This window comes from Streptomyces sp. NPDC030021 (genome assembly GCF_055574035.1).
Genome location: NZ_JBVIAH010000023.1, coordinates 58,149 through 74,539, shown reverse-complemented (window position 1 = coordinate 74,539; position 16,391 = coordinate 58,149). Strand labels below are relative to the sequence as shown.

The 16,391-nt window shown below is 69.4% G+C and carries 17 protein-coding genes and 1 pseudogene; 7 read left to right on the top strand and 11 right to left on the bottom strand.

From position 1 onward, the window contains the following. Window positions 1-190: 190 nt before the first annotated feature. Window positions 191-493 (bottom strand): winged helix-turn-helix domain-containing protein, encoded by a 303-nt coding sequence (locus ACZ4YL_RS34070; protein ID WP_468121672.1) that lies wholly within the window; start codon window positions 491-493, stop codon window positions 191-193. Further along, complete coding sequence (locus ACZ4YL_RS34065) at window positions 493-945, bottom strand: hypothetical protein (protein ID WP_468121671.1); 453 nt, start codon at window positions 943-945, stop codon at window positions 493-495. Before ACZ4YL_RS34065 ends, ACZ4YL_RS34070 begins: the two co-directional genes overlap by 1 nt. A 359-nt stretch (window positions 946-1,304) precedes the next feature. Between ACZ4YL_RS34065 and ACZ4YL_RS34060 the strand changes: the two genes are divergently transcribed. Continuing rightward, window positions 1,305-2,171: a hypothetical protein gene (locus tag ACZ4YL_RS34060; RefSeq protein ID WP_468121670.1), complete on the top strand. Its 867-nt coding sequence runs from the start codon at window positions 1,305-1,307 to the stop codon at window positions 2,169-2,171. Between the two features lie 94 nt (window positions 2,172-2,265). Here ACZ4YL_RS34060 and ACZ4YL_RS34055 read toward each other — a convergent pair. Further along, window positions 2,266-2,966: pseudogene (locus ACZ4YL_RS34055) on the bottom strand (MMPL family transporter); the annotation flags it as partial. A gap of 588 nt (window positions 2,967-3,554) precedes the next feature. Here ACZ4YL_RS34055 and ACZ4YL_RS34050 point away from each other — a divergent pair. Then, window positions 3,555-4,013: a hypothetical protein gene (locus ACZ4YL_RS34050; protein WP_468121669.1), complete on the top strand. Its 459-nt coding sequence runs from the start codon at window positions 3,555-3,557 to the stop codon at window positions 4,011-4,013. Between the two features lie 176 nt (window positions 4,014-4,189). Continuing rightward, on the top strand, window positions 4,190-4,939 hold the full coding sequence (locus tag ACZ4YL_RS34045) for a transposase (RefSeq protein WP_468121668.1): 750 nt from the start codon (window positions 4,190-4,192) through the stop codon (window positions 4,937-4,939). 73 nt (window positions 4,940-5,012) lie between these two features. On the opposite strand, the gene ACZ4YL_RS34040 is transcribed toward ACZ4YL_RS34045, so the two are convergent. Genes ACZ4YL_RS34040 through ACZ4YL_RS34030 form a run of 3 tightly spaced genes read right to left on the bottom strand, consistent with a single transcriptional unit; the run spans window position 5,013 to window position 6,677 of the window. Further along, the gene (locus ACZ4YL_RS34040) at window positions 5,013-6,158 is read right to left on the bottom strand and encodes an SMI1/KNR4 family protein (RefSeq protein ID WP_468121667.1); all 1,146 of its coding nucleotides are present in this window, start codon (window positions 6,156-6,158) and stop codon (window positions 5,013-5,015) included. A gap of 10 nt (window positions 6,159-6,168) precedes the next feature. Then, window positions 6,169-6,363, bottom strand: a complete 195-nt coding sequence (locus tag ACZ4YL_RS34035; protein ID WP_328965603.1) for a hypothetical protein — start codon at window positions 6,361-6,363, stop codon at window positions 6,169-6,171. Further along, window positions 6,360-6,677, bottom strand: a complete 318-nt coding sequence (locus ACZ4YL_RS34030) for a hypothetical protein (RefSeq protein ID WP_468121666.1) — start codon at window positions 6,675-6,677, stop codon at window positions 6,360-6,362. The genes ACZ4YL_RS34035 and ACZ4YL_RS34030 overlap by 4 nt, the downstream gene beginning before the upstream one ends. A 779-nt stretch (window positions 6,678-7,456) precedes the next feature. Between ACZ4YL_RS34030 and ACZ4YL_RS34025 the strand changes: the two genes are divergently transcribed. Then, complete coding sequence (locus tag ACZ4YL_RS34025) at window positions 7,457-9,421, top strand: HelD family protein (protein ID WP_468121665.1); 1,965 nt, start codon at window positions 7,457-7,459, stop codon at window positions 9,419-9,421. A gap of 592 nt (window positions 9,422-10,013) precedes the next feature. Here the strand turns inward: ACZ4YL_RS34025 and ACZ4YL_RS34020 are convergent. Both ACZ4YL_RS34020 and ACZ4YL_RS34015 read right to left on the bottom strand, forming a co-directional pair. Further along, window positions 10,014-10,667 (bottom strand): DinB family protein, encoded by a 654-nt coding sequence (locus ACZ4YL_RS34020; RefSeq protein WP_468121664.1) that lies wholly within the window; start codon window positions 10,665-10,667, stop codon window positions 10,014-10,016. A 254-nt stretch (window positions 10,668-10,921) separates the two neighbouring features. Next, window positions 10,922-11,860 carry a MerR family transcriptional regulator gene (locus ACZ4YL_RS34015; protein ID WP_468121663.1) on the bottom strand — a complete coding sequence of 313 codons (939 nt, stop codon included), beginning with the start codon at window positions 11,858-11,860 and terminating at the stop codon, window positions 10,922-10,924. Window positions 11,861-12,391: 531 nt separating this feature from the next. On the opposite strand from ACZ4YL_RS34015, the gene ACZ4YL_RS34010 reads away from it, so the two are divergent. Together ACZ4YL_RS34010 and ACZ4YL_RS34005 are read left to right on the top strand one after the other, a co-directional pair. Further along, window positions 12,392-12,745, top strand: coding sequence for a hypothetical protein (locus ACZ4YL_RS34010; protein WP_468121662.1), 354 nt, complete (start codon window positions 12,392-12,394; stop codon window positions 12,743-12,745). A 582-nt stretch (window positions 12,746-13,327) separates the two neighbouring features. Beyond that, window positions 13,328-13,768, top strand: coding sequence for a VOC family protein (locus ACZ4YL_RS34005; protein WP_468121661.1), 441 nt, complete (start codon window positions 13,328-13,330; stop codon window positions 13,766-13,768). A 95-nt stretch (window positions 13,769-13,863) separates the two neighbouring features. Here the strand turns inward: ACZ4YL_RS34005 and ACZ4YL_RS34000 are convergent, their stop codons facing one another. From ACZ4YL_RS34000 to ACZ4YL_RS33990, 3 genes are all read right to left on the bottom strand, one after another. Beyond that, entirely contained in the window at window positions 13,864-14,019 is a 156-nt protein-coding gene (locus ACZ4YL_RS34000) for a hypothetical protein (protein WP_468121660.1), read from the bottom strand. A gap of 31 nt (window positions 14,020-14,050) precedes the next feature. Next, window positions 14,051-14,287 (bottom strand): hypothetical protein, encoded by a 237-nt coding sequence (locus ACZ4YL_RS33995; protein ID WP_468121659.1) that lies wholly within the window; start codon window positions 14,285-14,287, stop codon window positions 14,051-14,053. Between the two features lie 183 nt (window positions 14,288-14,470). Beyond that, on the bottom strand, window positions 14,471-15,355 hold the full coding sequence (locus ACZ4YL_RS33990) for a trypsin-like serine peptidase (RefSeq protein ID WP_468121658.1): 885 nt from the start codon (window positions 15,353-15,355) through the stop codon (window positions 14,471-14,473). Window positions 15,356-15,675: 320 nt separating this feature from the next. On the opposite strand from ACZ4YL_RS33990, the gene ACZ4YL_RS33985 reads away from it, so the two are divergent. Further along, the gene (locus tag ACZ4YL_RS33985; RefSeq protein ID WP_468121657.1) at window positions 15,676-16,389 is read left to right on the top strand and encodes an alpha/beta fold hydrolase; all 714 of its coding nucleotides are present in this window, start codon (window positions 15,676-15,678) and stop codon (window positions 16,387-16,389) included. Window positions 16,390-16,391: the final 2 nt, after the last annotated feature.

Genomic DNA, 16,391 nt, shown 5'->3' with positions numbered 1-16,391 from the left:
GTCCCTGGAGGCCCTGATCGGCCGGGCCGCGGTCTGTCTGATCGCGGGATGGAACAGGATGCGCGGCACGAGAGATCGTGGAGGGCCGCCCGGCCCGCACCACAACTCCTCCTGGTCCTCGGGCCACGGGAAGGCCGCCTGCCTGGCCATGCCTCCGTCCGGCCCGTGTCGCCAGGCGCAGATCTTCCGACTATTGCAGCGGTTTACGCGCTGCCGCCACGATCCTCTCCAGCGCCGAGGCGTGCCGCTGGAATGCCTGGCGTCCGTACGGGGTGAGGCGGAGGTGGGTGTGCCGTCCCGTGCGGTTCCTTGTCTTTCGGACCTCGACATACCCGGCGTCTGCCAACGCGGCGACCTGCTTGGACAGGGCCGAGTCGCTGGTGCCCACCGCATCCCGGACGAATCCGAACTCCACCCAGTCGGCCGGAGCCAGGAGCGCGACCACCGAGAGTCGCGCCGGAACATGCAGGAACTCGTCGAAGTCCGGATCCATCAGGCGCGGCCGTTCCTGCGGATGATGCTCCCGACGACCGGGCGCAGCGCGTACGAGGCGGCCACGGCCGCAAGGGCGGTGACGGCCGCGGCGAGCGTGTGCCGTGCCGGCAGCCCGAGGAAGTAGGCGCCGATGGCCACCGTCCAGAAAACTCCGAGAAGGAGGACCCCCATGGCCGCGTAGAACAGCACCTCCGAGCCGGCGGTCTTCCGGCGGACGGGGGCCCTGCGCTGGTACACGAAGAGCCCTCCCAGGGCCAGGCCGTTCCCTGCCAGGACCGCGGCGGTGTTCCAGGGGCTCGGCAGATCGAAGGACGAGCACACGGCGAACAGGCCCAGCGCCGAAATGATCAGGTAGGGACGGGAGTGGGCGTGGCGCATGTACGCGTCAAGCGTCTGCTCCTGACGGTGATGTATGGCGTCGAGGGCGGTCTGGGCGTCGTAAGTGGTCATAGGTGGCGTCCCTGGTCATCAATCTTCCGAGTACTTTCTCATGAGGAAAGTACCACCTTCTTTCCAGACAGGAAAGAAGGTGGCGCGAGCAGGCCGCCGTCGGCAGCGTGACGGTGAGGGTAGAGGTGAGGGTGAACGAAGCGGTCAGGCGCCCGAGCTCGCGCAGCGTTCGGTCGATGCGCGCGCCGAAAGGGTCTGTCACCAGGGTCCTACGTCGGCAAGGATCACCGTATGACGGCCAGAAAGGGCCATCCCGTCTAGGCGGCCGACTCCGCTCTCCACCGCTCGCGCGCCACCGGTCGCCGCTCACCGCAACGCCCGTTGTCCGCGACCGCCCGCCTGCCCAGGAGAGCCCGCCCGTGCAGAACACCGCCCTCGCCCCCTACGTCCGCCTGCCTCGCGCGCACCACGACCGTCACGTCCTGACGAGTACCGTCGACGTCTTCGGCGCCGCCCACTGGCTGCTCGCCGAACGGGCTCCGGAGCCCGGCGGCGATGTCCAGCCCTTCGACACGCTGGTCGTCTCCGTCCATCCCTACGACAACGTCGAACTCACCGAGCTGAGCGCCGTGCGGGCCCGGTGGCCGCGCCTGGACCGCCTGCCCGACGGCGGGTTCGTCGTCGCCGCGTCCCGCGCCCGCCGGCACCAGGACGCGGACCAGGTCCAGGTCTTCGACGCGCTCGGCCGCGAGACCTCGTCCTTCACCGTCGGGGACGCCATCGAGCACCTGCTCGTGGACGAGGCAGGCCACGTCTGGGTCGGGCACTTCGACGAGAACCCGGCGGGAATCCGGCGCTGGAGCGCCACGGGCCGGCTCGCCTGGACGTCCGACGACGTCCACATCCCCGGACTCATGGACTGCTACGCCCTGAACGTGTCCGGCACCGTCGCCTGGGCCTGCCCGTACACCGACTTCCCGCTCGTCGAGATCCGCCCCGACCGCCCCGACCGGCCCTTGAAGGTGCGGACGAACACCGTGCGGGGCGCCAATGCGGTGGCCGTCCACGGCGAGCGGGTCGCCTTCTACGGCGGCTACGGCGAAGAGCGGGACCGACTCGCCCACGGAAAGCTCACCGAGACCTCCGTCGAGCCGACGGAGATCGGCCTGCTCACCCTGCCCGACGGCGCTCCCCCCGGCCGCCGGCGGGCCATCGGCCGAGGAAGCAGGATCTATGTCCAGGCCGAGCCGTTCACCGCCTGGGGCGTGTTCGACCTCAGCGGGTGATACCCATCGCCCGAGAGGACGAACGTATCCACGCCCGCACTCCCGGCACGCCCTCTCCCGCGCCGAGCCCGCGGGGCGCGGCCGTCCGGTGGATTCAGCTGGGGCGGCGGCTCACCCGGCCCGGCCACCAGGCCGCGGGGCCGCTGTCCAGGACCAGGGCGGGGACCAGGAGCGAGCGCACGATCAGAGTGTCCATGAGGACGCCGAAGGCCACGATGAAGGCGATCTGCACGAGGAACGCGAGCGGGATGACAACCCAGCGCGGCAAACGTGGCTGCGAGGATCACCCCCGCGGAGGTGATCACTCCGCCGGTGGCCGTCAGACCCTGGATCACCCCCTCGTGGACGCCGTGGCGCAGCGACTCCTCGCGCACCCGCGACATGAGGAAGTTGTTGTAGTCCACGCCCAGGGCGACGGGGAAGACGAAGCCGTACAGGGGGGACGGACGCATCGGTGCCGCTGAACCCGAACACGTGGCGGAACACGAGGGCGGACACGCCCAGCATGGCGGAGAGGTTGAGGGCCACCGTCACCACCAGAAACAGCGGCATCACCGACGAGCGCAGCAGGGCCACCAGGATGACGAGGATGACGGCCAGCACCACCGGGACGATGACCTCGCGGTCCCGATCGGCCGTCTTCTGCGTGTCGTAGGCCTGTGCGGTGTATCCGCCGACAAGGGCGTCCGCGCCCGGCAGCGGATGCACCGCCTCGCGGAGCCTGACCACCGCCTCCTTCGCCGCCGCACGGTCCGCCGGGTCCTTCAGGGCGACCTCGATCCGTACGAGGCCGTCCTTCTCGCCCCGCACCGCGGCCGAGTCCACGCCCCGGGCATCTTCGGCGCGCTCCTGTGACCCTCACCCCGGACACGCGGCGCGCCGTCGTCCTGCGAACCGTCCGACATCGGCCTGTCGCTACCGGGCATGCGAGCCCCCAATCAGGACCGCCGCGCCTCAACTGGACGGCCGGGCCGACGGTCCGTCAAAACCCGGCCCTCCAGAAGCTGCACAAGCATCGTCGACGACGCTGAAGACGTACGGCATGACGTGGCTCGTCCTTCGGACGGGTCCGCGCCACCAGCGAGGCTTACGCTCGACCCGCACACCACAACGTCGGCACCGAACCGCAAAACAGGCTGACAAGCGACATCGAGGATCAGCACACTGAGCGCATGGCTCTGTCGGCCCACAGAGGCACTCGCCCGACTCATCTCACGCCGCGGTTGAACGGCAAGCTCAACCAACAACTGATACAGCCGCTCGCACGGCCGGCATCAACTCGCCCGGACAGGTCCGCAACCAAGTCGTCGCTCTCGGTCGTCACCAGTGGCACGGCCGCTCGCGGGACCTGGCGGCCACCCACGAAACCAGGGGAGCCTGATCGTGCCATCCGTACTGCTGACGACCGCACTTCCTCTGGTAGGTGTTGCGTTGGGGGCCGCAGGTTCCTTCGCTGCTCAGTACCTCACGACGAGAGAGACCAAGAGGCAGGCGTCTGGAGCGGCGGCGGCATCGGTCCGTGCCGAACGCAAGGAAGCGATCCTGACCTTCCTTGAGATCTGCCAACGGGTGGAGCGCGCGGCCGAGCACCGCTATCAGAACAACAACACGTTCGTTGACGGCTCTCCCGAACTCACCCACGAGATGTGGTTCCACCAGAAGTGCCTCGACCTTGTCGTCAGCCGCCACCTGAGCGATACGGCCTTCAAGTTCACCGACCGCCTGATGGCCGCTACCTACGGCCGCGTACCTGACGGCCAGAAGGTCTGGGACTTCATTCACGAGAAGCGCGGACCATTCATGGAAGCCGCCAAAACAGAACTCGGTATCACCGCCGACTGACACTTCGCGTCCTCGCCTCGGGGCCCGCCAGCCCGCTGAGACATTCTGTGTCGCTACCACTGAGCTTCTTCGAGTTGGCCACCGATCGGGTGATGGGCCGTGAAGCGCAACGAACGAGGCCCCCGAGCTGTTGATCGAGATGTCTGACGTCTTAATCACGTTGCTCGGGAGCCTCGTTGGTCATCCATCCTGCAGCACTCGACCTGCCGCATGCGCTCGTGGAGTGGGTCACCATGCTGGTTGTCACCCGTGAGGGCGACCGGCGCTGCAAGCTCCGTCCGTCTCAGCGGGCGATGGTGGCACTGGTGTACCTACGAGAGCACACCACTTTGGCGAAGATCGCCGCCGGGTTCGGGATCAGCGAGTCCACCGCCCATGCCTACATCAGCGCGGTCGTCGACCTGCTCGCCGCGCGTGCGCCGGGTCTGCTCAAGACGCTGCGCGAGCATGATCCCGACTTCGTCCTGCTCGACGGAACCCTCGCCGAGTGCGACCGGGTCGGCGACGGCCGGGCCGACTACTCCCACAAACACCGGCGCCACGGCGTGAACGTGCAGGTCGTCACCGACCCCTGCGGCCGGCTGCTGTGGCTCTCGCCCGCCCTGCCGGGCCGCACACACGACCTGACCGCCGCCCGCACCCACCGGATCATCCGGATCTGCGAGCGCCAGGGCGTTCCCATTCTGGCCGACCTCGCCTACCAAGGTGGCGGGCCGTGGCTGGCGACCGGCATCAAACGCAAGCCACTCCAGGAACTCACTCCCACTGAAAAGACCCTCAACCGGGCGCTGGCCGCAGCACGAGCGCCCGTTGAACGCGGTGTCGCGATCCTGAAGTCCTGGCGGATCTTCCGCAGGTCCCGGTGCAGCCCCAACCGCATGACGTCAATCGTCAAGGCCATCCTCACGTTGGAGCGGCAGCGCTGAAGAAGCTCAGTGAGCGCTTCGTCTGGCGATAACCGCCGCATGAAGCGCTCACGCGGAACCGAAGCCCCTGCGGTCAGTCCTGATCTTGGGTGTACTGAGCCGCGTACCAACTGGAGTCGATGGCGGGGTTGCGCAGCGCCCCCCAAAATCGGTCGTCAGGTATCGGTGGCAGTGGCGGATTGCCCAAGTCCGCATGCAGATCCGCACGCCAGTCGAGAGTGAAGTGACTCCGGGTCTCCGCGCTCTCGCACACGGATCTGTAGGGGGACCCCCAGAGCCCGAGAGCTATCTTCTCGGCGGCCCACCTGCGAGTGACGTCTCGGCCGGTGTCGGCCTGTGCGAGCACCGCGCGGAGTCGCAAGGCGAGCGGGCCGGTTTGGTCCGGCCGCGGTAGGGCCACACCACGCTCCCACGCGTCCAGGGCTGCCTTGACCTCCGGGTAGTTGTTCAGCCCCGTTTCGACCGCCAGTCTGCGCAGCTGCTTCCGCGCGGCCTCAACCACCCGCTCATACGGCAGGACTGCGATCAGTGCACCGAGTTCCTCATGTCCGTCCAGGTGGCTCACGTGGAGGAGGTCGGTGGGACTGTGGGACAGGTCCAGCTCTGGCAGCTGCTCATCCGGTGCGGGAAGGGGCTCGTCGGCACTGCACTCCGGCCTGGCAGGCAGAGGCGCCTCCCAGAACAGTCGGCCGTTGAAGGTGACGACACCAGCCTCCTGGCCGCGCTCAAGCGCGTCGGCCAGTTCGGCCAGATACCCACCCAGCGAGTCGGCCTGCCCAAATCTGGTGCCGGTCTCGTCGAAGAACCGTCCGATCGCACCGAAGGAGTCCCGCTCAGTACGGCAATCCATCAGAAGACCGTCCGACGTCACGTCGTAAGAACCGAACTTCACGTAGTCGTGAAGCCAGTAGCCCTCGGTCTCCCCGTCGAGGCCCTGGTCGATGCCGCGCATGAAGCCGGTGTCCCCAAGGATTCCGCTCACTCCGAGCAGCCGGTCGCCCGTACTGAACCGGAAAGCCTCAGGTACCTCCAGCGCCCCGTTGTGCCGTTGGAGTGAAGCGACCAGGTCCGGAGGAAAGGAGACCCCCAGTTCCTGTTGCGCTGCTGCGATCTCCTCGTCTCCTGCGGGCGGCCGAAGCGTGGCAAAAGTGCGGGGCGCATGCTCGCGCAGCCACGCGTCGATGCGAGTCCATGAGTCCTGGACCAGGTCTGATGTCATAGGGCCGACCTTAGAGCCAGCGGCTGACAACAGCTTGATCGTCGCTCACCGGCCTTGCCGCCGGGTCGGCGTTCAGGCCGGCAAGCTCGAGTGGACCCTTGTCCCGGCTCACCAAGCTGCTGGCACCGGACGCTGCAGCCGCCCACTCGACACTGAAGCGCTCAGTCGCATTCACCCGATCGGTGGCCAACTCGAAGAAGCTCACTGATACAACTCCTTGTCGCCAGACAACCGGACGCGCAGGGTGTAGCTCTGGCCGAGTGTGGCGCGCTCGCCGGGCTCCAGTTCGGCGGCGCGGAGGAAGTCGGCGACCTTGCCCGGCATGTCGAGGGCGACCGCCAGTTCCGGGGCCGGGGCGCCCGGATCGACGGCCGTGTACTCGGGCAGGAGGTCCGCGACGGCGGTACGGATGGCGCCGCGGCTGACGTCATGGTCGCGGGCGAGGGCGGCGATGGAACGGCCTTCCAGGCACCCGGTGCGCACGTCGTCGGCCTTCGTCCCTCGCGGAGAACGCGCCATCGTGGATGCGCAGGGCGAAGCGGTCGCGGTGCAGGACGTCGAGCACGTCGAGGATGCGCCCGGTGCCGCGCACCAAGCGGACCGTCTCGGAGATGTGCACAGCGTCGCCCGGCCGCGCGCGTACGCGAGCAGCTCGCCGAACTTCGGCCGCTCCAGAGGGTGAAGGCGGCTGGAGGTCCCGGCCTGCTCCTCGAAGACAACCGGGCCTCGATCCCGGCCTCGTCCAGCACCAGGTTCCGGCGGTCGGTCGACTACTGGTCGGTCGACACCCGCTTGTAGACCTGGTTGGCCATGCCGCTCCCCGTTGTGGTGGTGGCATTCGACCCCAGCTGTCGGTAAACCCTGTCATCAGCCGTCATCGGATCTGATGGGATCGGCGCCGCCATCAGGCCCCCGGAAATTCTGTGCTCCTCTCCTCGGTCGGGTCGCCAGACGGAGCGACCAGATGCCCCTGGCGCCAAGGGAGGGCTCGCCGGGCTCGCAATAGGGCAGGCGGGCACCGGGAGCGCAATGGGCGATATTCGGAACGGCGGAACGCATGACACGCCATACGGTCAGCCGTCATGGATTCAGCCGTAGGGCCACGGCTCACCAAGTAAGTCAAGACTTACCTTTAGAGGAATTTGACCATATGGTGTGACTCGAATCGAAGGAGCCCCCTGTTGTCGAAAATGAATGACCCCGCTGTGCGTGCGGTTGCGTCGGAGCGGGATTACGTGTCCTCCTTATATGAGTTGCTCACCGAGCGGCTTTCCGAGGCGCGAGTACACCGAGCGAGTGTGCTGAAGGCCCCGGCCGAAAGCGCCGGTGAGGCATACGAGAGAGAAATATCCGCCGAGCGTCTGGCCAAGGAAATCGGCCGGCTGGAGGGCGCCGAAAAGGGGCTGGTCTTCGGGCGCATCGACTGGACGGACGGCACGGCCCTGCGCATCGGGCGGATCGGACTGCACACGGAGGAGGACGACCTGCCTCTGCTCGTGGACTGGCGCGCGAACGCGGCGCGGCCCTTCTACGAGGCGACACCGGTCCACCCGATGGGCCTGCGGCGGCGCCGGCACCTGCGCCTCGAGGAGCGCACGGTCATCTCGGTGAGCGACGAACTGCTGGACGGGACCGCCCCGACCGACGAGGACGTCGTGGGGGACGGCCCGTTGACCGAAGCCCTGTCGGCACGGCGTACGGGCAGGATGCACGCGGCCGTCGCGACGCTGCAGGCCGAGCAGGACGAGATCGTCCGCTCCGCCCACCGCGGGGTGACCGTGGTACAGGGCGGGCCCGGCACCGGCAAGACGGTGGTCGCCCTGCACCGGGCGGCCTACGTCCTGTACGCGTTCCCGCGCGCCGCGGAGGAGGGTGTCCTGGTGGTGGGCCCGAACGCCCGGTTCCTCGACTACATCTCCCAGGTCCTTCCCTCGCTCGGAGAGAACGACGTCGTTCTGGCGACCTGCCGGGAACTGGCCGGAGTGTCCACGGACACGGTGGACCCGTTCGACACGGCGCGTCTCAAGGGCGGCTCCGAACTCGCCGACGCCCTGGCCGGCCTGCTGCGCGTCCGCCAAGCCCCCGCCGGTGACTTCACCGTGCGGGTCGGACAGGAACTGGTTCGCCTCTCCGACGAGGAGGTCGCCACGGCACGCGACGCCGCCGTGGCAGCCGTACCGGGGCACAACCCCGCGCGCCAGGTGTTCAAGGAGCTCTTGGTCGACGCCGTCACCGACGCGATGCAACGAGACATGGGCGACCTCCTGGAACAGATCGACGCCGATGCCGAACGGATGACGGGCCTCGACCTCGACCGGTTCACGGGAGCCGCCCAGCGCCGTGTCGAAGGCGCACCCGACTCGGGTCCGGTCCACGAGCTGGACCTGGACGCCATCCGAGCCGATCTCCTCGACGACGCCGGCGTCGACCGAGCGGTCGAGGTGTTGTGGCCGCGGCTGGCACCCGGTGACCTCGTGAGGGCGCTCCTGACGAACGCCGGCGCTCTCGCCGAGCGCCTGCCCCGCCTGACCGCGCAGGAGCGGTCCCTTCTGCTGCGCGGTCCGGACGACCCGTGGACCGATGCCGATGTGCCGTTGCTGGACGAGGCGGCGAGCCTGGTCGACGGGCCCCCCGAGCGGACGTACGGGCACGTCGTCGTCGACGAGGCGCAGGAACTGACCGCCATGCAGTGGCGGATGATCGTCCGCCGCTGCCCGGCAAGGGCGATGACGCTGGTGGGTGACTTCGCCCAGGCGGGTCCGGTCGCGACAGCACGCGACTGGAAGGAAGCACTGAGCCCCCACGTCGGACTGCGGTTCAAACTGCACAACCTGACCGTCAGCTACCGCACCACGCAGGAGATCCTGGAGAGCGTCCGGGACCTGCTCACGCGGATCGCTCCGGACCAGAAGCCCACACGGTCGCTGCGAAGCGGTGAGAGCCCTCGCACCGTGACCACACCTCAGGACGGGTTGGTCACCGCGGTCGTTCAGGAACTCCGTGCCCAGAGCACCACGCACCCGGGCCAGCTTCTGGGAGTGGTCTGCGCGGACAGCAGGGTGAGCGAGCTGACGGCCCAGGGCATCGCTCACCACGCACGCATCGTGCCGGCGTCCGAAGCACGCGGCCTGGAATTCGACGGGGTCGTCGTCATGAACCCCGAGGAGATCATCACGGCCCGCCCCGGTGGGGAAAGGGACTTGTACGTAGCCCTGACCCGGGCCACCAAGCGCCTCTGCACCATCACCGTCCAGCCCGCCTGACGACTCGGCGCCCGCGTCGCCGCCGCGGGCGCACCCGGCGCGGTACAGGACACCGGCCCCGCGCGCACGGGGCTGCTCGCCGCCTCAACGACCGTGGCCGCACCCGGCGGGATGAAGTGTGTGAACAGCGCGGTGGCGAAGTGCCGGTTCGCCACGTTCGACAGCTCATGCCCGGACGCCCCGGGGATGTGCCTGGCCGCCTCGTACGGGCCCATGTTGGTGCCCTTGACGAAGGCGGTGAGCACCTAGCGGCCGAACGGCTCGTCAAGTTTCGGGTCGTTGCCCGAGGGTGGGCCGAAGCGTCGCCACCATTCCACCCAGTACGCGGTGCGGGCCCCGATCCCCGTCAGGGTGCGCTCCGGCATCCGGGCCTTGACCTCCTGCTCCAGCCGCTTCGCGGAGGGCCGCTCGCGAGCAACTGCTCGGACCGGTCCTCGTACTCCTGCGAGCCGGCCACCGCGACGTCCCCGGTGCGCGGGGCTGTGGCTGCGGCGGGAACGCCGTCACCTGCACCCCCGCCCCGTAGCCCGGCAGCCCTGGCACGGCCGGGATGCACCCGATGCAACACCCTTGTATTGACGCGTCGTTCGAGTCAGCTGCGGCTGTGCGGCGCGCCGTGCCAGCGCCAGTCGGTCCTGCGTGGGCGATCGGGCGTTTCGAAGCGTCCGGTGGCCCACAGCAAGGTCGACCACGGGTCGCCGGTGACGGGCACGTCGGGGAACAAACGCGCGAGGGCCCGTTCGCACAGGTCCTGCGGGGGCTCCCAGCCACGGCCCAGGCCCTGGGTGATGTCGTGGGTGTGGACCACTGTCTCGACGATGCCCATGGCCGCGAAGCCCTCCGGGTCGGAGGCTCCGAAGACGTGTGGGGCCAAGGTGGTTGCGGCCGCGGTGTCCACGACGCTTGCGAGCAGTCCGCCGCAGGCCTCCACGACGGTCAGGAGTCCCTCCGGCCCTGCGTCACGGTCTCCGAAGATGACGTTGGCCGGGCCATCGGGTCGATCGCAGGAAACGCGCAGCGGGACGCGCGGCACTCCCATGGGCTCGGCGAGCCCGAACCGCAGCGCGTAGGTGAGCAGGTCGTCCGCGAGGTGCTCAAGGGTCTCCCGGCGCGTCCACTCCAGGCCTCCGGCCCGGTCGTGCCATTGGGCAGCGGGAATGCCTTCGAGGGCGTCGAGGCAGTGGGCGACGGCCCGGCGTACGTGTTTCCCCGACACTGGCAAGTGCGGTTCTCTGGACTGCGGCATTCGAGGAGCCTACAAGGCTGCAAAACCTGGCCGAGTCGCTCCTGCCCTGGCGCAGGCAGGCCGGGGTGATGCAGCCCGCACGTCACGGATTTCTGCCGGCAGTCGGCGTGGGCGGTGGCGAAGGGGCCGAAAATGCCCACTTCGCCGAACGGCCGACCGAGCCCTTCGTACGTCCTTGCCGCCAGCTGGACGAGTGGCCCGCATCGCGGACGCGGCGCTCAGGCAGCGGGCCGGGGCGGTTTCCAGGGCGGTGGCTACGCTTCGCGGCCATTTCGCAGGGCTTGGACGAGCCAGGGGTAGATCGGTGCCAGGTTCGGTACCACCTGCCAGCCGTTGACGATCCACACCAGCCGCCAGTACCGGTCCACCCGGGGATCGTGTGCCTCTTCGAACTGCTCGGCCATCCAGTCCCGGAATGCCGGGCCCGGGGTGCGGGCGAACACCGCGGCGAAACGGTGTACGAGGTCGTCGATGATGCGTGTGCCCCTGTCGCCGACCGGGTCGATGCCCGACTCCAAGGCCTCGGCGACTTTCTGACGGGTGAGATCCATCAGTTCCTCGCCGGCCTCGCTCTCGATGTCGAGTGGCCGCCCGGTGGCCTGGTACACGGCGGTGCGGCGCATCCGGGCACGGAAGTCCTCGGCGCCGACCAGCTCGGCGAGTTCCGCCCACGCCGCGACCTGCTCACTGGAGGGAGCATCGGGGAGGTCGGGAGTGGCAGCACGAACCATGGCCACCGCGGCCGGGACGGCATCTGCCGTGCCGAAGGCGCCCTCCACGAAATCGTCGATCAACCGTCGGCGTTCCTCGCCGGACAACTGCGTGAGCCTGTGCATGAGCTTCGTCTCCTCGGGGCTGGACCCGCCTCTGGCCACGGCTCGCAGGACGCTCCGGCGCAGGTGCAGCACCCGGATCTGGACGTCCAGAGCGTCGGCGTGCGCCGCGGCGACTTCCGCCACGGAGAGCTCCCGGTCCAGCACCCGCCGAACCGTGGCCAGGTCCATGCCCAGCTCACGCAGTGTGCGCAGGAGTTCCAGACGAAGCAGTGCGTCGACGTCGTAGAGCCGATAACCGGCGGGACTTCGTGTGGTCGGCGCCACCACCCCCGAATCGGAGTAGAACCGGATGGTCCTCACGGGCAGGCCGGTTCGTCGGGAGAGCTCCCCGATCGAGTAGAGGGTCGTAGCGTCCATGTCCCCCACTCTGCTGTCTCCAGTCACTGGAGACTCAAGGCCGTTTCCCGGCCGGGCCTCCGACCGGGAGGTCCTCCCAGTCATCAGGTCCAGGTCATCCGGCCGAAGCCAGAACCGTCTGCCCGCAGATGGACGCCAGGGCTCTGGATGCCCGACCGCGCAAGGCCGGCGACGCTTGGCCGCCTCATCCGGCGTGTCCGGCGGCGGGTGGCGCCGCTCCGTCGGCCTCCGGCCGCAGCGCGTCACCGCCAGCCGCTCCCTGTCTCAGCTGCCCATGTCCCGTGTCCCCCGACGCCGAAAACGATCAAGAGAACCGTACGGGAGGCACCGGCGCAGGGCGCAGGGAACGGTTGCGAAACTTTCGGCGACGGCTTTCGCGTCTTCGCTGCTGATGGCTGCTGATCGCTGCTGAGTTCAGGAGCCTTCGACCGGCCCGGCCCGGTCCCACCCGGGCGCCCGCACGTCGATCGTGAGACTTCCCGGCCCGACCTCCTCACCGCAGGTCCGGCACGTCGACGTCAGATCGAGGTCGTGCGCGGCATGATGCTGACCGGCCTCGGCGTCGGTATGACGCTCCCGGTCCTGACCGGGGCGTCGGCGGCCGCACTGCCGCCGGCCCGCTTCGCCACCGGCTCGGCCATCACCTCGATGGGCCGCCAGATCGGCGCGGTCCTCGGCGTCGCGATCCTGGTCGGCATCCTCGGCACTCCGGCCTCCGGACACGCTGTCGCCGCGTTCCGGCACGGCTGGTACGCGGTCGCCGTGGCGTCCCTGCTCGCCGCGTGCGCGACGGTCCCGCTCGTCCGGGGGCCACGACCGGCCCCTGCCGAGGCGGCCGACGGCGCCGAGGCCGCGGCGGCGGCGGCGAAGACCGGCGCCGCCTGAGAAGCGAGTCCCCTCCGTCGACGGACGGGCGGGACGTTGATCGTCGCCGCCGCGCGGTCCCGCGTGGCCCCCATGACCGGCTCCGGTCGCAGGTCCACCCGCCGGGCGCCGGCGGGACACCAGGTCCGTCTCCGTCGCAGCGACCACATCCGCGCCCCGGTCGGCCGGGAAGGCGGCCTGCCGACCCCCGCCCCCGCCGGGGCAGCGCGGCCCCCGGCTCGCGCGGGCTCCGCGCGGCGTGGCCGCGAGCGGCACGTGGAACTCCACCCGCCGAAAGGGTGGTCCGGCACCGTGAATATGGGGGAGGCGCAATGCTTGAGCGCGCATGCTGCGGATCGTCGAGGAAGCATGGAGAAGCGGGGACGGCACGCTGCGGCTGATCGTCTTCATGGGAGCGGCCGTCTGCGCCGCACTCGCCCTCGGTGGTGGCGCCTGGTTCGCGAGCCTGCCGCTGCGGCGCCGAGGGGTGATCCAGATCTTTCGGAGTTCGGCGGTCCGAGGATGTCGAGAACGTGCCACCGGCTTCGTCTCAGGGACACCTGCGGCCATCACCGGCCGCACGAGGAAGAAGGAGATACCGGCATGGCGATTCAGCGGATGGACAACGTCGGCATCGTCGTCGAGGACATGGATGCCGCCATCGCGTTCTTCGTGGAACTCGGCATGGAGCTGGAGGGCAGGGCGGAGGTCGAGGGCGCTTTCGCCGACCAGTGCACCGGACTCGACGGCGTCCGCTGTGACATCGCGATGGTCCGGACCCCGGACGGTCACAGCCGGCTCGAGCTGGCGAAGTACCGCAGCCCCACGGCGATCAGCGCCGGGCCGCGCAACCGGCCGCACAACGTTCTGGGCACGCACCGCGTCATGTTCGCCGTCGACGACATCGAGGACACCGTTGCCCGCCTGCGCCCTCACGGCGCCGAACTCGTCGGCGAGATCGCCCGGTTCGACGACAGCCATCTGCTCTGCTACGTCCGCGGCCCGGAGGGCATCATCGTCGGACTGGCCGAGCAACTGCGCTGAGCAGGGGAAACCGAACCTTGCGGCCGAACGAGATCATCGAGGTCCTGAACTGCCCGATCAGCCAGGAGCCGCCGGCCCGACGTGACCCGCCCGGCCTACGTCGCCAAGGACGGGGCCCCGCACAACATCTGAGTGTCCGGAGAACCGGCGGACTTCTGCCCCGCCGCGAAGCCGCTCGCCAGGACGCCGGAGCCGGGGAGGTACTCGGTGGCCTGGGCGAGCACCGGCTCGAAGGGCAGGGTGAGAACCACTCGGGGTCGGCCTGCTCCGGCCGGGAGCGGTTCAGCCTCCCTCCGGTGCAAGCCTCTCCGCGGCCGCCGTCGGGCGGGGAAGGCGAGGCGGGGGCCAGGCCGGTTCCCACCTCCAGGCCGCCCACCGCTCCGGGCGCACCGAACGGTCCCCGTCGTCGCGGGCCTTCGCGTACAGGGCGGGCCGGCGGCCCTCCGCTCCGGGCGTGCAGGCGGTCACCAGCGCCTCGTCGGTGTCGGCGACGACCCGCAGCGCCTGTTCGCTCCACACCCGTCCGGAGCGGTGTACGTCGCGCCGTACGACCGTCCGGCCCGCTCGAAACTGCGCACCGCTTCCTCCTCCACCGGCCGCGGCCGGGTATGTCCGGCCGGGCTTGCCCAGGCTCCCCTTGGGGTTGTCACTGGCTGCCGGCGACGCCCGGGGCCCCGTCCCCGGCTATTGCCCACGGCTTCGTCAGCTGTGCTCGGACTGTTCGTAGAGGCTCTGCGCGAAGGCGCCGAGTGCCGTTCCGTAGCTCGCGTCCTCGTCACTGCTGATGTTCACCGCTGCGACGACGCCCTCCCCCGCGTCATCGCCCGAGACGTAGGGGCCGCCGCTCGAACCCCTCCCCATCACGCAGGGGACGCGCAACAGGGTCTTGCCGGCCGCCCATCCGGTGACGCCCGAACAGTGCAGGATGCGGTCCGTGTACGGGTAGCCGAAGAAGTGCGCCGACGCGCTCGGTTGCGCGGTGAACGAGATGGGTTGGGCGCCGGTCACCTCGGAGATGTTCCGCCCGTCGGCGCCGGGGTTCATTTCCAGCATCGCGACGTCCTGGCCGTCCTTCTGCCAGTCCTCGGCCATCCTCACCCGGCGCACCGTGAATCCACCGTGAGGCCCCGCCCCCTCCTGATACCCCGGAACGAAGTAGAGCCCCTTGTCCCAGGTGGCCGCACGCGCCGGAGCTCCTTCGACCGAGGTCCTGACACAGTGCGCCGCAGTGATCACGGTGCGAGTGCCGACGACGGTTGCGGTGCAGGCACCGGAGTTGCCGTCCGCACCCAAGGCGTACAACCGGCCGACCGTACGGGCGATCGAGCCACCGCCGGTCCACGCGGGCTGGACCAGATCGTCCTTGGCGTCCGAGCGGGCCACGGCTGCCATGCCGCCACGGGCCCAATGGTCCTCGGCCGCGATGCGTTCGCTCTCGGCGCCGGCATCGTCGTGCACCACGGTGCGTATGCCGGCGGGCGGCGGGCCGTTATGTCCGGCCGTCACGGCCGCCCCACAGCTCGTGGCCCCCGACAGGACGAGAGCGACCGCGCCTGCGACTCCCCATCTGCCGCGTGCGTTCCTCATGACCCTGACACCCTCAATCCCGGTTCTCGTTCGTCTCCGGGCGCATTGGGGCGCCGTGCCCTTCCCGGTCGTGGTTCAACCGTCCGCATACGTGGTTGATCACCGCGCGGAGCTTACGACAGCGCCGGCCGGCCGTCGCAAGGGGGCGGTCGCGAGAGGCCGTCTCCTGCCGTCTGTACCCGTGCCGCAATTCCGCCCGAGCGGCACGGACCGCGCCGATCTCCTCCGGATCCGCTTGAGCGGAGACCTCGGCCGGGCCTAGGGCGCGTATCGAAAGTATTTCCTAGGAGATCGTCAGGCTGCCCGGCTACGGTGCGGGCATGGTGAACTTCGTGCTGGTTGCAGGTGCACGGCTCGGGGCGTGGGCGTGGGGCGAGGTGGTGCCGTATCTGCGCGCGGCTGGCCACGGCGTCTATCCGTTGACGCTCTCCGGTCTTGCTGACAAGCAGGGTGTACCGGCGGGGCAAGCGACTCACGTCCAGGACATCGTTGCCGAGGTAGAACGCCAGAGTCTGCGTGACGTAGTCCTGGTGGGTCACAGCTACTCGGGCATCCCGGTAGGTCAGGCCGCGGAGCGGATCGGTGACCGACTGGCCCGCGTAGTATTCGTCGACTCAAGCGTTCCAACTGACGGCGAGTCGTTTGTCTCCGCCTGGCCGGACGGCGGGGCGGCAGTGGAGGCATCGATCGCCGAGAGCGGAGGGTTTTGGCCGCTCGCGCCAGCTGCTCATTACGACGGCGAGGGTCTCACCGATGAGCAGATCGCACGCCTCGTGCGTGGCTCGACGCCCCACCCAGGTGCCACGCTGACCGAGCCCGCTGCGCTGTCGGGGCCGCTCGGTGAACTTCCGGCGACATACATCCTCTGCGTGATGCCAGGGGCCGAGCCTGACGACGCCGAGCCCGACGAAGATGTGGCTGAGCTGGTGAACAGCAAGCGCTGGCGGCTGGTCAAGATGGACACCGGCCATTGGCCGATGTTCTCCCAGCCGCGCGAGCTGGCGCAGATTCTCCTCAATGCTGCCGTGGAGTGAGA